At 73.4% G+C, this 13,845-nt stretch carries 13 protein-coding genes; 3 read left to right on the top strand and 10 right to left on the bottom strand.

The genetic code is table 11. The features are described from left to right. Positions 1–243 precede the first annotated feature (243 nt). On the top strand, positions 244–522 hold the full coding sequence (locus tag QNO09_RS14365) for an amidohydrolase family protein (RefSeq protein WP_283970551.1): 279 nt from the start codon (positions 244–246) through the stop codon (positions 520–522). Positions 523–642: 120 nt separating this feature from the next. On the opposite strand, the gene QNO09_RS14370 is transcribed toward QNO09_RS14365, so the two are convergent. Next, entirely contained in the window at positions 643–1,398 is a 756-nt protein-coding gene (locus QNO09_RS14370) for an HAD family hydrolase (RefSeq protein ID WP_283970552.1), read from the bottom strand. After that, positions 1,388–2,650: an acyl-CoA dehydrogenase family protein gene (locus QNO09_RS14375; RefSeq protein WP_283970553.1), complete on the bottom strand. Its 1,263-nt coding sequence runs from the start codon at positions 2,648–2,650 to the stop codon at positions 1,388–1,390. The genes QNO09_RS14370 and QNO09_RS14375 overlap by 11 nt, the downstream gene beginning before the upstream one ends. Before the next feature lie 89 nt (positions 2,651–2,739). On the opposite strand from QNO09_RS14375, the gene QNO09_RS14380 reads away from it, so the two are divergent. Then, complete coding sequence (locus tag QNO09_RS14380) at positions 2,740–3,342, top strand: TetR family transcriptional regulator (RefSeq protein WP_283970554.1); 603 nt, start codon at positions 2,740–2,742, stop codon at positions 3,340–3,342. 45 nt (positions 3,343–3,387) lie between these two features. Here QNO09_RS14380 and QNO09_RS14385 read toward each other — a convergent pair whose 3' ends face one another. Further along, a complete protein-coding gene (locus QNO09_RS14385) occupies positions 3,388–4,353 on the bottom strand; it encodes a ScbA/BarX family gamma-butyrolactone biosynthesis protein (protein WP_283970555.1) in 966 nt (321 codons plus the stop codon). A 333-nt stretch (positions 4,354–4,686) separates the two neighbouring features. On the opposite strand from QNO09_RS14385, the gene QNO09_RS14390 reads away from it, so the two are divergent. Next, positions 4,687–5,346, top strand: a complete 660-nt coding sequence (locus tag QNO09_RS14390; RefSeq protein ID WP_283970556.1) for a ScbR family autoregulator-binding transcription factor — start codon at positions 4,687–4,689, stop codon at positions 5,344–5,346. Positions 5,347–5,434: 88 nt separating this feature from the next. On the opposite strand, the gene QNO09_RS14395 is transcribed toward QNO09_RS14390, so the two are convergent. From QNO09_RS14395 to QNO09_RS14425, 7 genes are all read right to left on the bottom strand, one after another. After that, a complete protein-coding gene (locus QNO09_RS14395; protein ID WP_283970557.1) occupies positions 5,435–6,988 on the bottom strand; it encodes an MmgE/PrpD family protein in 1,554 nt (517 codons plus the stop codon). Between the two features lie 127 nt (positions 6,989–7,115). Continuing rightward, positions 7,116–7,484, bottom strand: a complete 369-nt coding sequence (locus QNO09_RS14400) for a nuclear transport factor 2 family protein (protein WP_030234889.1) — start codon at positions 7,482–7,484, stop codon at positions 7,116–7,118. An 82-nt stretch (positions 7,485–7,566) separates the two neighbouring features. After that, the gene (locus QNO09_RS14405) at positions 7,567–8,532 is read right to left on the bottom strand and encodes a diacylglycerol/lipid kinase family protein (RefSeq protein ID WP_283970558.1); all 966 of its coding nucleotides are present in this window, start codon (positions 8,530–8,532) and stop codon (positions 7,567–7,569) included. Between the two features lie 438 nt (positions 8,533–8,970). Continuing rightward, positions 8,971–9,801 (bottom strand): alpha/beta fold hydrolase, encoded by an 831-nt coding sequence (locus QNO09_RS14410; RefSeq protein ID WP_283970559.1) that lies wholly within the window; start codon positions 9,799–9,801, stop codon positions 8,971–8,973. 30 nt (positions 9,802–9,831) lie between these two features. Further along, complete coding sequence (locus QNO09_RS14415) at positions 9,832–11,304, bottom strand: MFS transporter (protein ID WP_283970560.1); 1,473 nt, start codon at positions 11,302–11,304, stop codon at positions 9,832–9,834. A 60-nt stretch (positions 11,305–11,364) separates the two neighbouring features. Beyond that, on the bottom strand, positions 11,365–12,618 hold the full coding sequence (locus QNO09_RS14420) for a cytochrome P450 (RefSeq protein WP_283970561.1): 1,254 nt from the start codon (positions 12,616–12,618) through the stop codon (positions 11,365–11,367). A gap of 455 nt (positions 12,619–13,073) precedes the next feature. After that, positions 13,074–13,841: a thioesterase II family protein gene (locus QNO09_RS14425; RefSeq protein ID WP_283970590.1), complete on the bottom strand. Its 768-nt coding sequence runs from the start codon at positions 13,839–13,841 to the stop codon at positions 13,074–13,076. Positions 13,842–13,845 lie beyond the last annotated feature (4 nt).

The following is a 13,845-nucleotide window of genomic DNA, read 5'->3' on the forward strand; positions in this document are numbered from 1 at the left end:
AAACACCAGGTCAGCGTTTGTTTCTCGGCCAGCCGACCGCGTGCGGACGTCCCGAGCGTCAAACGAGCGTCATGACGGACAGGCCGTCCGTCCACTTCACCGACGCCGCCAGGCCACCAAGCAGGACTTCGAGGTGCGTCAGGTCGGACCGGACTGCCCGAGCGGCCAGTGTGGTGTCAATCCTCGTGGTGCTCGGGTCGACCGGTGGGCGGAGCAGATGATCGCCCGACGGAGTGGGGGGCTATGTCGCACAGGCCCCCCGCCCCCGACGGAGTGCAACAACTGCGGGGCCTGTACTACGACACGGCAGGCACTGCCTTCCCCCGCCAGGTCCCCGCGCTGCTGAACCTCGCCGAACCGGAACGCGTGCTGTTCGGCAGCTACTACTGCTGGACGCCTCCCGCACTGGCCGACGCCCACATCGCGGCGGTCGACGCGGCCGAGTCACCGGCCGAAGGGGTCACGTGGCGTTCCCTGACCACCGCCAACGCCAAGCGCCTGTTCCCGGGCGGGTCACGGTGATCTCCATCGACTTCCGTACGTGTCCCGGCCCGATCACCTCAGGGGGCGGCGCCGGCACCGCCCCGCCGCCCCGATCCCCGCGGCCAGGCCGCTGAGACCCCGGACGGCGGTCCGCCGCGGTCACCCGGCTCCGTCGGTCCCGGCGGCGTGCGATGGCACGGTGGTGTGGGTCCCGTCCGGGGCGACCATCACCGCGTGCCCCACGCAGTGCAGCATGGGCAGGTCGGAGGGATGGTCGCCGTAGGCCCAGCAGTCGGCCGGGTCGATGTCGGGGTGGCGGGCGAGGAGCCGGCGCACCAGGGTGCGCTTGCCCTCGCCGATGGCCGGGGGGCCGATCAGTTCGCCGGTGAGCAGCGGTCCGCATCGTTCGAGTCTCGCGCCGAGGGCGAACTGCGCCCCGACCGCCTCGGCGATGACGGCCAGCAGCGGCGGGAAGGTGCCGGAGACCAGGGCGACGGACGCGCCCTCGGCCCGGTGCCGGCGCAGCGCGGCCAGTGTGGTGGGGAGATATAAGCCGTCGGCCCGGCTGTGCTCCCCGTACCACCGGCGGGCCGCGGCCTCGGCCTCCGCGGCCGGGCAGCCCCGGAAGGCCCGGTGGAAACGGCGGTTGGCCTCGGCGCGGGGCAGACCGGCCAGTGCGCCGAGCAGTTCGTCGGCCCGGCGCACTCCGTCCGCGCCGTGCATCCGCGCGAAGTGGTCGCGGAGGAAGTCCGGGCCGCTCTTGCGGCCGATCAGCGTCTCGTCCACGTCGAAGAACACCAGCCGGCGGGGGCCCTCGGGGCGTGCCCGCGCAGCGGGCCGGGAGGGTGTGGGGCGGGGAGGCGGCGTCGCGGGTCGCGGGGACCGGTTGCGCCCGCTGCGGGTGTCAGTGGACACCGGCGACCACCTCCGCCGGCGCGGAGTGCGCCGTGAACCGGGGCGCGGCCGCCGAGCAGGCCGCCGGCAGCTCGGCCGCCTGCTCGGGACGGTCTTCGAAGTCGGCGAACACCGAGTCGGCGTAGAGGGCCGCCGCGGTCTCCCGGCGCACGGCCTGGTGCGCGGCCAGCACGTGGACGTCGCGCCAGGTGCGCTCCAGCGGCCCGGAGCCGCCGCATGCGTGGGTTCCGGCCGCGCGGAACAGCCGCTCGACGGCGGTGACCAGGTGCTGTGCGGCGGCCGCCGCGACCCGGCGGTTGCGGGCCACGTCCCGCTCGGCGCGGGTGCCCGAGTCGGCCCGCAGCGCCGCGTCCCCGAGCAGCAGTTCGGCGGCCTCGATGTCGTCGGCCGACTGCGCCAGCGTCAGCTGGAGCGTGGCGCGCTCCGAGGTCCGGCCGGCTCCCCTGCGCGCGGCCCACGCGGTCCACTCCCGCAGGGCGTGGCGGGCCGCCCCGAGGGCGGGCGCGCACAGCAGCAGTCCCGTCCCCAGGTACGCCGGGGCGGTGTGACAGCGGGACCGTCCGGGCCCGGGAGAGCCCGCCAGCACGTCCGACAGCGAGCAGGTGCGGTGGTCGGGGACCACCACCGGGCCGTCGAGGACCGCGGTGTGGCTGCCGGTGCCGCGCATTCCGGTGCTGCGCCACGTCTCCCGTACGTGGATCTCGGCGGCGGGGACGGCGAAGAGCCGACACCGGCCGCCAGGTAACCGCGGTTCGTCCGGTTCCGGGGCCGCGAGCAGCAGCCAGTCCGCGTCCGCGACCCCGCTGACGCACTCCCAGGTGCCGCTGAGCAGCCAGCCACCGGAGCAGCGGGCGGCCGAGCCGGAGGGCCGCAGTCCGGCGGCGATCCGCACATCGGGCGATCGGCCCCACAGGTCGAGCTGCCCTTCGAGGGGCAGGTGGGCGGCGTATCTGCCGTGGGTCGCCCACAAGGCGGCGCACCACGCGGCGGACGCACATCCCTCGCCGACGGCCGCCACCTCGGCGAGGAGGTCGCTGAAGGTTCCCTCGGTACCGTGCCAGACCCCGGGCACGAAGTGACGGGCGAAGCCGGCGCGGGTCAGCAGCGCGACGGTCTCCGCGGACAGCCGGCCGGTGGCGTCCGTCGCCGACGCGTGTGCCGCGGCGGAGGCCACGGCGCCCGCCAGTTGTCCGCGCGCCCGCGGCGCGCCACCCTGTGCCCCCTGGCCTGTGCAGATTTGACGCCGGTTCACCTATCGCTCTCCTTTACTCAACGACTAGAATTCGTTCGGGAACGAATCTTTCTCGGCCGGTCCTTCACCACCGGGCCGGGGTGAAGGAGGTGATCAGCGTGGTCAAGCAGGCGCGTGCCCTTCGGACGCACGATCGCGTCCTCGACGCCGCCGCGTACGAGTTCGCACGCTACGGCTACGTGAACGCGAACCTGCAGCGCATCGCCGACCGGATCGGGTTGACCAAGGGCGCCCTGTACGGGCACTTCTCCAGCAAGGAGAAGCTGGCCGCCGCGCTGACGGAACATCTGTCCCGGAGCGTGCGGACGCTGCTGGACGGGGCCAGGACCTCGGCCGAGCCGGCCACGAGCCGGCTGGAGGCCCTGGTGCTCGGACTCGGCAAACTCTTCGAGACCGACCACAGGGCGCAGGCGGCCCTGCGGCTGGAGGTGGAGGCGGCTCGGGCGGCCGACACGGTGGCTCCTCTCTTGAGCGACACCCATTGCATCGCGCTCGAACTCGTGGGCGAGGTGCAGCGGGGACGGCACTGGGACAAGGCACCGCCGGCCGACGCCCTGGCCGATCTCATCGTCGCGGCGTTCTGCACCGCGCTGTGGACCGGCGTCTGCGCGGGCCCGGACCGGCCCGGGCCCAGCGTCGCCGCGATGTGGGGCGTGCTGACGCGCGCGATGGGGACACGCGCGTCAGCCTGAGCTCCGACGACCGTGCGGCCCCGGGTCCGGGCCGGTGGGCCGCCGCTACCAGGAGGCCGGGACGGCCGCCGCCGGGCGGGTGCCCACGCAGGCCCAGGCAGTCCGTGCGCGGGCCAGTACGGTGCCACCCTGGACCGCCGAGACGGACAGCTGAAACGTTTCCTGCGGACGGGCGCCCGACGCGCACTCATCGACCACCAGCTGGGTGGGCCGGTCGAACTCGCCGAAGGCCAGGCACTGCACCGTGGTCCGGGCCAGCGCGAACGACAGGTCGGCGAACGGGCCGTCGCACGCCTCGTGCACCTTGAGGTGGCCGAGCTGGCGGAAGCCCTCCAGCATCACCATCATCGGGATGTGGTCGGTGGGGTGATCGAAGAGCACCGCGTGGTCGCGGTCCACGCGCAACCGCCACTCGTCGGGTCTCGCGGCCTCTTCCAGGACGCAGTCCCGCCAGCGCAGCCGCCCCACCCGATGCGGGGGCGTGCGCGGCGCCCCGGAGGCGGCCGTCCGCGCCGGTAAGGTGGCCGACGCGTCCGAGGCGCCGCCGCCGAGCCGGCGCAGCAGGCGGTAGCGCCGTTCGTCCACCATCAGCATGCTGATGGTGCCCCAGCCGCACGCGCGGCCGCCGACGACGAGCCGGAAGTCCATCCGGGCCCCGCTCCTGCCCCGCGCGTCGTCGCCGTCCCAGGTCCACTCGCCCACCAGGAACACCGAGAGCGGTACGCCCTCGACCCGCAGGGCGGCGGGGTCGGTGATCTCGAAGTCGATGTCGCGGCCGATGAAGCGCCGGCCGAGCGGCACACCGCAGTGCCGGTGGGCGACGTAGACCATCCCCTGACGCAGGGTCTCCGCGAACAGCAGGGGATCGCTCAGACCGTTCTCGTCCGGGTGGTAGAGCGCGTGGTCGCGCGGCCACTGAGCGGCGACGACGAACTCGCGGTCGCCGGCACGGGCACCGTCGGTGACGAACACCTCCGCGACGGAGCTGCGGTGCACCAGCTCACGCGTCACGGGACGTGCAAAGCTCAACGAATCACAGGCGTGAACCATTGCTGACGCCTGAGGGATGCTGGGATGATTGAGTACGACTGACATCTGGGATTCGCCTCCCCCGTACTGGAAGACCAGGACCATGCGAACTGACAGACGTGCGGCGCCCTTCGGCACGAAATTAATATACCTTCGGGAAGGTATCTTGCAAGGCTCGGGCGGAGCACAGCGGATGATCGGTCATCCCTGCTGGTCAGAGGGGCGAAACCCGCGAAGCGTCCGCACGTGCCCCGGCCCAATCCCCCCACGAACCGGCCACCGAAAGCAGCGGACGGCACGGCACGAATGGACGTCATGAGCGAACACAGCGACGCGACACAGACCTCGCGCATCTCCGGCGGCACCTCGGTCGACGACACCTCGCACCTCAAGCAGGAGCGTGCCATCCGCACCCGGCGCACCATCCTCGACGCGGCCGCGGAGGTCTTCGCCCGGCACGGCTACCCGAACGTCACCATCAAGGACATCGCCGACGGCGCGGAGATGACCAAGGGCGCGGTGTACTTCCACTTCTCCAACAAGGAGGCCCTCGCGGTCGCCGTGACGGAGGAGTTCTACCGCAGGCTCAACGAGATCGTCACTCCCGCGCTCGAGGGCGACCACTCCTCGCCCTCGACGGTGGTGGACGTGATGCTGCGCACCGCGGGCGGGTTCCGCGACGACGTCTACGTCAAGGCGGGGGCGCGCCTGCAGATCGAACGTCCTTACATCAAGGCGGAGATGCCGGTCCCGTACGTCGGTTTCACGTCACTGATCGTCGAACTCCTCCAGGAGTGCCAGGCCGCGGGCCGGCTGCCGGAAAGGGCGGTGCCCGAGGCCCTGGCCAGGGTCCTGGTCTCCGCCCTGTTCGGCGCCCAGCACATCTCCTGGGTGCAGAACGACCGGGCCGACATCGTGGAGCGGGTCGAGGAGATCCTCGACGCCTTCGCCCTGCTGTCGGTGCCGGCGCGGTAGGACCGTGTGGCCGGGAAAGTGCGGCGGGAGCCGGTGAACCGCTCCGTCGGCCGCACCCGCCAAGCCGGCCGGCGGCGGGCCGGCCGGTTCAGTCCAGGAAGGCGGCCTCTATCCAGCGACGCAGGGCGCCCGGACGCATGCGGTGCAGCCGGTCCGCGCTGTCGGACACCTCGTGCGGGCCGCCGACCGACAGGAACTTCTCCCGCACCAGGTCCGCGTGCCGGACCCGGGTCTCCGGGCCGGCCGCACCGACCGGAATCAGCCGGGTGCGCGACACCGTACGGCCGTCGGTCAGCCGGACGGTGACCCGGGCACCGGTGGCCTTCGTGGCACGGGAGAAGTCCCGGTCGTCGGCGCTCAGCGGGCCCAGCAGGTCGACCAGCTCGTCCCCGCCGAAGCCGCGCAGCCACGGCACGGCACGCTCCCCCGCCTCCCGTACCGCCTCGCCGAACGGGGCGTCGGACAGGAACAGTTCGCGCGTCATCTCGGTGTCGTGCTCCAGACGCACCCGCCGGGCCAGCGCCCAGCGGGACGGGTCGTCCAGGTGCGGGGAGGAGAAGTCGTCCACGGTGAACTCGCCGGTGAGCAGGGTGGTCGCGACGGGGTAGGGCACGTCGAGGACCAGGGCGCCGAGCGGAGAGCCCGGACCGTTGACGTACCGGGCGGCGCGCTCACCGGCGAAGAGCGTGTACAGGGACGCCTCGACGACCACCTCGGCCACGTCCTCGGGCCGCAGGCCGCCCAGTTCCCGGTGGATCTCGGCGGCGCAGTCCACAGCCGCGTCGATGCCCGGCCCGCCGGGGTGCATCTTGAAGGAAAGCGTGTCGGTGTGCCAGCGCCGGCCCAGCCCCTTGGCCACCGCCTGCGGCAGCGGCACGGTGGCGAACCGGGCGAGGAAGCCGTCCTCGTGCTCGACGATGTCGGGAGCGCCGCGCAGCCCCGCGTACGCCGCGTCGCAGGCGTCCATGGCGGTGCGCACCGGGGTGAAGGTGTTGAACAGACGGGCGTCGCTGGCCAGGAAGGCGCGCATCAGGGGCCAGTTGGGCATGGCGAAGGCCAGCCCGAAGGCGTTCTCGAAGAGCGCGGCCGGGGCCCGGTCGCAGTGCAGCCGGCCGGCCACCGCGCCCGCCAGGTGCGTGTGCACGGCGCTCTGGCCGCGCAGCGGGCCGAGGGTGGCCGAGGCGGTGATGCGGGCCGCGCACTCGTTGGCCGCGATGACGGCGGTCAGCAGGGACAGCCCGTCGAGCCGGCGGGTGTAGGCGAAGGCGAGCGGTACCGCGACGGTGGAGTTCGACAGGTGCCCGGCGTAGGCGGTGTCGTCGAGATTGAGCCAGGACCCGAGGGCGGCGAAGACGCCCGCGGCGGTGCGTGGGTCGCGCTGCATGGGGTGCCCGAAGGCCGCCACCAACCGCCGTCCCAGCGGGTGCTGGAGCCCGGCCCTGATGGATGCAGCCTGCGAGAGCACCTGACTGGCGGCGAGCTTCAGCACCCGGCACGGGATGTGCTCGGGGCGCAGCGTCGCCGCCCACTGGGACAGTTCACGCAGCGGGGTGTCGGTGGGCCGGCGAGGACGCCTGGGCGCCGTGCTCCCCCAGTCGTCGCACAGCGCCCTGGCCACGCTCTCACCGAGTACTGCCGTCATGGCGCGAGGCACCTCTCTTGCCGTACGCCGGCCGGGGCGTGCCGAGGCCGGCGGCTGGTCGCTCCGGGCGGGTGGGAGCGGCGGCGGGAGCACCGTCGGCCGGTGCTCCCGCCGCCGCGGGAGGGGTTCAGGCGGCCGGCACCTTGTCCAGGAAGCCGTAGACGGCCTTGATGCGGCCCGCCTCGTCGGCGACCAGGACGTCGAAACCGATCGCGATCGGCTCGGCGCCGGGCTCGGTGACCAGGCCCCACTGGAACCGGGCCTGGTTGTGGTGGGCGTCGACCGTGCCGTGCAGTTCGAAGGTCAGGCCCTTGAACTGCTCGCGGGCGCCCGCCACCACCGCGCCGAAGCCCTCGTGGCCCTCGACGGCGGCGAGCGGGTCGATGTACGGGGCGTCGGCGGTGAAGAGCTCGGCGATGGCCGCCGCGCGCTTGTCGGCGTCCGCCTCGTTCCAGATGGCCAGGTAGCGGTCGACGGTGGTGGTCAGGTCGCTCATGCGTGTTCTCCTCGTTTCCGTTGGTGCGGCTGACCCGACGTGCCGTCGCCAGGCGCGCGGTACGACGGGGGTTCTGGATGTCTCAGGGGGTCTCGGGGCAGTCCGGGGCCGGCGCCCACACAGGGAGGGCGCCGGGGCGGACCTCGAAGGTGGCCGTGGAGCCGATGCCGTGCTGGTACTCGCCGTCGTGCTCCAGCGGCAGCCGGCGGCCGTCGGTGCGCTCCACGGTGATGGTCCGGCCGCGCGCGTACCGCGTGGCGGGGTGGCCGATGTGGGCGGCGGTCAGGGTCAGCCGCGGCACGTCGGCGGCGGCGATCCCGTCGCCGATGACGCAGACGTCGAGCAGGCCGTCGTCGAGCAGCGAGTCGGGCAGGACGTTGAACCGGCCGCCGCGGTAGGGGCCGCCGCCGACGTTCGCGAGGACGGTCGGGCCCTCGTGCACGACCCGCCCGTCGACGGTGACCCGGCCCGGGTACGGCGCGTAGCCCGCGGCGGTGTCGGCGAAGGCACGGGCGTACCGCTCGCGGCCGGTCAGCGGCAGGTCGCGGGCGGTGATCAGCGCGTCGGCGATCACACCGGAGCAGGCGCCCAGGTAGACGTACTGACGGGTCTCGGCGAGACGGGCCAGGTCCAGGCGGCGCGGGCGGGCGCTGCCGCCGATGCCGGAGTCGGTGAGGATCGCCTTGAGGGACTCCGTCCAGGGGCGGTCGCCCCACAGCATCTTGTAGCCGGAGTTGCCGGTGCCGCCGGGCACCACCGCGAGCGTGGCGCGCCCGGAGGCGGGCACCAGGCCTTGGACGGCCTCCCGGACGGTGCCGTCGCCGCCGATGACGACGACCAGGTCGGGGGCGCCGGTGTGCCGTTCGAGGGCCCTGCGCACCGCGACGGTGGCGTCACCCGGTCCGGTGGTCGGGTGCACCTCGGTGCGCTCCAGGTACGAGTCGCACAACTGGCGCACCTGTTCCACCAGTTCCGGGCTGTGGCTGCCGGAGGCCGGGTTGGCCAGGATCAGTGCCCGGGTCGGGACCGGGGCTGCTGTATCTGCCATGCGGGCGTACTCCTTCGTGGGACGGCGCCGGCGGGTCCGGGGCCGGGGCCGCGCCTGCGGCTCCGGACCCACGACATCGACTCTGCCGCCGACCGCTGTCACAGCGCTGACGTGCGGCTGACGCCGACGAGGCGCACGGGCACGGGGAGGCAGGGCAGGGACACGCCGGGCATGGGGACGCGGGGCCGAGGGCACGCCCGGCCCGCCGCGGACGCCCGCGGTGCGCCGGGCCGGGCGCCGCGGGCACCCTCGGCGTGACTGCGGGCGCCGCGCCCGCAGTCATGCCCCGACGCCCCGGTCCGCGGGCATGTGAGGCGCGTGTGCGAGGTGGGTCGGGAGTGGGAGCGAGGGGAGGGCGGGGCGCGGGCCGGGCGGTATGCCCGGCCGCCGCCCGGCCGGGGCCGGGCGGCGGCAACGCGGGAGGCCCCGCCCTCGCGGTCACTGCTTGGCGAAAGCCAGCAGGTCCGCGTTCAGACGGTCGGCGTGGGTGGCGAACAGGCCGTGGGCCGCGCCCTCGTAGGTCAGCAGGGTGCTGCCGGGAACGAGCTCCGCGGTGCGGGGACCGCACAGCGGATACGGCGCCCCGAGGTCGGCGGTGCCGTGGACGACCAGGGTGGGCACCCGGACGGCCGCCGTCTCCGCTCGCTGGTCGGTGGTGAACAACGTGCGGTAGATCTCCGTGGCGGCCCGCGGCGAGGTGTCCATGGCCAGGTCCGTCAGCCACTCGGCCAGTCGGGGCGAGAGCGGCGTGCTCGCCGGATCCGCCTCGGGGCCGGCGAAGAACGGCCAGGTCAGTGATCTCAGCCAGGCGGCCCGGTCGGTCCGGATGGCCTTCTCGATCTCCTGGAACAGCGCCATCTCCAGGCCGTCCGGGTTGTCCGGGGCGCGCAGCAGGAACGGCGTGGTCGAGGCGACCAGCGCCAGCTTCCCCACCCGCCCGGCGCCGTACCGGGACAGGTAGCGCACGGCCTCACCGCCGCCCGCCGCGTAGCCGACCAGCAGGACGTCCCGCAGGTCGAGGTGGTCGAGCAGGTCGGCGAGGTCCGAGGCGAGGGTGTCGTAGTCGTAGCCGCTCCAGGGGACGTCCGAGCGCCCGGTGCCGCGCCGGTCGTAGGTGACGCAACGCAGCCCCTGACCGGCCAGGAACGGCGCCTGGAACTCCCACATCCGCGAGTCCGCCATGGCGGCGCTGAGCAGCACCACGGGACATCCTTCGCCCCAGTCGGTGCAGTGGAGCCGGGTCCCGTCCCGGGTGGTGACGTACGGCATGACGCCTGCCTTCCTTGGTGGTGGGGACCCTTAGCGCCGTGCGGTGCGACCCGGCGCCGCCAGGACCAGGGCGGAGGCCAGGAGTCCCAGGGCGATGAGCGGGACGAGCGTGACGGCGAACGCGTGCGGGTAGGCGCCCGCCGAGCCGCCGGCGTCGGCCAGGGTGGGGAAGAAGACCGCACCGGCGATCGCCACGCCGACGGCCGCGCCGCCCTCCTGGGCGGTGTTCAGCAGTCCGGAGGCGGAGGCCGCGTGCTCGGGCGCGGCCGCGCCCAGCACCAGGTTGGTCAGCGGGCCGGTCGTCAGGCCCATGCCGAGCCCGGCGACGAGGAGGGCGGGCAGCAGCCACAGCACGTGTCCCGTCGTGTCCAGGCGGTCGGCGGTCAGGGCGACCGCCGCGTAGCCGATCGCGAGGGTCAGCGGGCCGACGGCCACCCTGCGGGCGGTGACCGAGGCGGCCTTGCGCGACGACACCACCGAGGCGCCGAAGTAGCCCGCGCCCAGGGCCAGGAAGACGGACCCGGACTCCAAGGGCGACAGGCCCCGGCCCAGCTGCAGGTAGAGGGCCAGCACGAAGAAGAAGGAGCCCATCGCGAGGAAGTAGACCACCGTCGCGGCCAGCCCCACCGAGAACACCCGGCCCTTGAACAGGGCGGGTTCGATCAGCGGGCCCCGGTCGGCCGCCGCCCGCCGACGCAGGTGCCAGACGGTCACCGCCAGCAGGACGGCCGCACCGGCCAGCGCCTCCCACACCCACAGCGGCCAGCCGCTCTCCTGGCCCTCCAACAGCGCGAAGACGATGATGCCCAGGGACGCCGTGACCAGCAGGGCGCCCACGAGGTCCAGCCGGGTGCCGCCCTCACCGCGCGACTCGGGGATCGTGCGGCCGACGAAGGCCAGGGAGACCAGGCACAGCGGGACGTTGATCAGGAAGATGGTCCGCCAGCTCAGTCCCGCGATGTCGACGGTGATCAGGGCACCGCCGATGAACTGGCCGAAGACGCCGGCAATTCCGATGACCAGGCCGTAGGCGTTGAAGGCGCGGTCGCGGGCGGCGCCGGTGTACACCGTGCCGATGATGCCGAGCACCTGCGGCACCATCAGCGCGGCGGCGGCGCCCTGGGCGATGCGGGCGACGACCAGGATGGTCGCCGTGGGTGCCAGGCTGCACGCGGCCGAGGCCAGCATGAACAGCACCATGCCGAGCGTGAACATCCGCCGGCGGCCGAAGAGGTCGCCGAGCCTGCCGCCGGTGATCAGTCCCGCGGTGAAGGCGACGCCGTAGCCCACGACGAACATCTGGGCCTGGGCGGCGCTGGCGCCCAGGTCGGCCTTGATGGCGGGGACGGCCACGTTGGCGATGAAGAAGTCCAGCACCGTGATGAACGTGCCCACGAGCACCACCAGGAGGGCACCGGCCGAGGGGGCGGCGGCCGGTGCGCCGCCGGGGGGCGTCGGCGCACGCCCCTCGACGACGACTTCCGTGCTTGTCTCAGAAGTCATGACGACTCCGTTTCTCGATCATTTCGGGTGGTTGGCCGGTGGTGCCGGTACCGTGGCCGGTCACCAGGTCACGGGAAGGTGTGTCACCCCGTGGAAGACGGTGCCGCGGCGGAAGACCGTGCGCGGGTCGGCCGCCAGCCGCAGGTTCGGGAAGCGCCGCAGCAGGGAGCGCAGCGACAGCTCCATCTCCAGCCGCGCCAGCGGGGCCCCCTGGCAGTAGTGCGGCCCGAAGCCCCACTGCAGGTGGCCGCTGGTGTCGCGGTGCGGGTCGATCCGGTGCGGGCAGGCGAAGACCGACTCGTCGTGGTTGCCGGCGGGCACGGAGATGACGACGGCGTCGCCCTTGGAGACGGCCACACCGCCGAGTTCGAGGTCCTCCACCGCCAGCCGGACCATCGCGTCCTGGGAGATCGACCAGTAGCGCATCGACTCCTCGATGAAGTTCGGTATGAGCGCGCCGTCGTCGGCGGTCACCCGCGCCCGCAGGTCGTCGTCGCGCAGCAGCGCCAGGATGTTCAGGGCGATCTGGTTGGTGGTGGTCTCGTGTCCGGCCACCAGGACCAGCCGGGCGATGCCGACCAGCTCGTCCAGGGTGATGTCGCCCTTCGCGTGGTGGTTGACGGCGAGGCGGCTGATCAGGTCGTCACCAGGACTCTCCAGCTTGCGCAACGCCAGTTTGGCCAGGTACTCGGACATCTCCTCGAAGGCGGCCAGGGAGACCGCCGGGTCCTCCTGAGAGATGGTGACGCGGGTCTTCTCGATGAAGAACGCGGAGTCGTCCTCCGGAACGCCCAGCAGCCGTGCGATGACGAGGGTCGGCAGCGCGCGGGAGAACACCGCGTGCAGGTCGGCCGGCCGGGGCAGTGCTTCCAGTTCGTCCAGCAGCTCGTCCACCAGCCGCTGGACCGGTTCGCGCAGCCGCTTCACCCGGCGCGCGGTGAACTCGGTCTGGATCATGCGGCGGAGCCGGGCGTGCTCGGGGTCGTCCAGGCGCAGGAAGGAACTCGGGTTCCCGCCGGGCGGGACCTGGATGCGCACCGGGGCGCCGGGCAGCCGTTCGTCGGCGCTGAGGCGGGGATCGCCCAGCGCCTGCCGTACGTCGGCGTACCGGGTCACCAGCCAGGCCAGGCGGGACTCGGCGGCTCCCGCCGGGAGGCGCACCACGCAGGGGGGCGCGTTGCGCAGTTCCGCCAGGATGGGCGGCGGGTCTCCGTCCTCGGTGCGGGCGAAGGGCCAGTCCAGGACATCGGTGTGGTCCGCGAGCGACACGTCGGCCTCCAGGGGTGAGGGGGCAGGCAGGTGGATTACGGGCACCGGCTTTCCTCCGTGGTCGGCCTCGGACGCGCTGACGCCGCCGGGGCGGTGGGGACATGGGTGGTGTCCCGTCCAACGCCGCGGACGGTCGTGCGCCACTGTCGCGCAGTCCGCTGACACGGCGCTGATATGAGGGCCGACCGGGCTGTGGAACCCCCGGGGAACTCGTGTGGGGCCGGTGCTGGGGGTGTGGTGCAGATCGGGAAGGCGCCGTGACGGGGCGCCTTCCCGGTGCCGCGCTGGTGCTGTGGCCGGGAAGGCCGGCCGGTCGACTCTCCGGTCGGGGCGCTGGTGCCGCGGCAGGCGACGTTCGCCCGTGAAGGAGCGGCGTCCGGTGCGTGCTCTGGGGGAGTGCCGGCCGGAAGCCCTCGTACTGGACGTACTCAGGCTTGCGGCCGGTGCGCCGAGAGGGCGTGCCGGGCGTCGCGACGGGGCGAACGATGCCTGCCGCGGCGCTAGCGCGCGTGGTGGGCGGCGATCCGCTGCAGGCGGTGCGCGAAGTGGGCGGTGACGGCCTGGGCGTGCGTGTCGATGTAGAAGTGGCCGCCGGAGTACTCGTTGTGGCCGAGGTAGCTGGGGGTGCGTCCGGCCCAGTGGGTCATGGCGTCCAGCTCCTCCTGCAGGGGGTCGGAGCGCCCGCCGTAGGAGGCGAGCGGGCAGGCGACCCCGGCGCCGTCGTCGGCGTACTGGGCGGCGACCCTGAGGTCGGCGCGGAGCGCGGGGACCACGAGGGCGAGCATCTCGGGGTTGTCGTAGATCTCGGCCGGGAAGGAGCCCAGCTTCTTGATCCACTCGACGAGCTCGGACTCGGGCATCCGGCTCTGCTCCTCGGTGGGCTGGAAGAAGCCCACGGGCGACCAGCCGGACATGCCGACCATGACGGGCGCCGGGCCGCCCTCCTCCTCCATGCGGATGGCCAGCCGGAACGCGAGCTGGGCGCCGAGGCAGTGCCCGAAGAACGCGAAGGGCCGGTCGTCCACGTCGTCGAGCACGGCCTCGTGCAGGGCTTCGAGCAGCGGCCAGAACTCCTCGTACGTCGGCTCCTCCCGGCGGTTGTGACGGCCTGGCAGGGTCACCGCCTGCGGGGCGATGTCGGGCGGCAGCAGGCTCTCCCAGTCCCGGTAGATGATGGCGCCGCTGCCCGCGTGCGGGAGCAGGAACAACCGGATCGAGGCGTCGGGCGAGGGCTCCACCGGGTGGAACCACTGGCCCGCACGGGACATCTGG

The organism is Streptomyces sp. 378 (genome assembly GCF_030124145.1).
Lineage (GTDB): Bacteria > Actinomycetota > Actinomycetes > Streptomycetales > Streptomycetaceae > Streptomyces.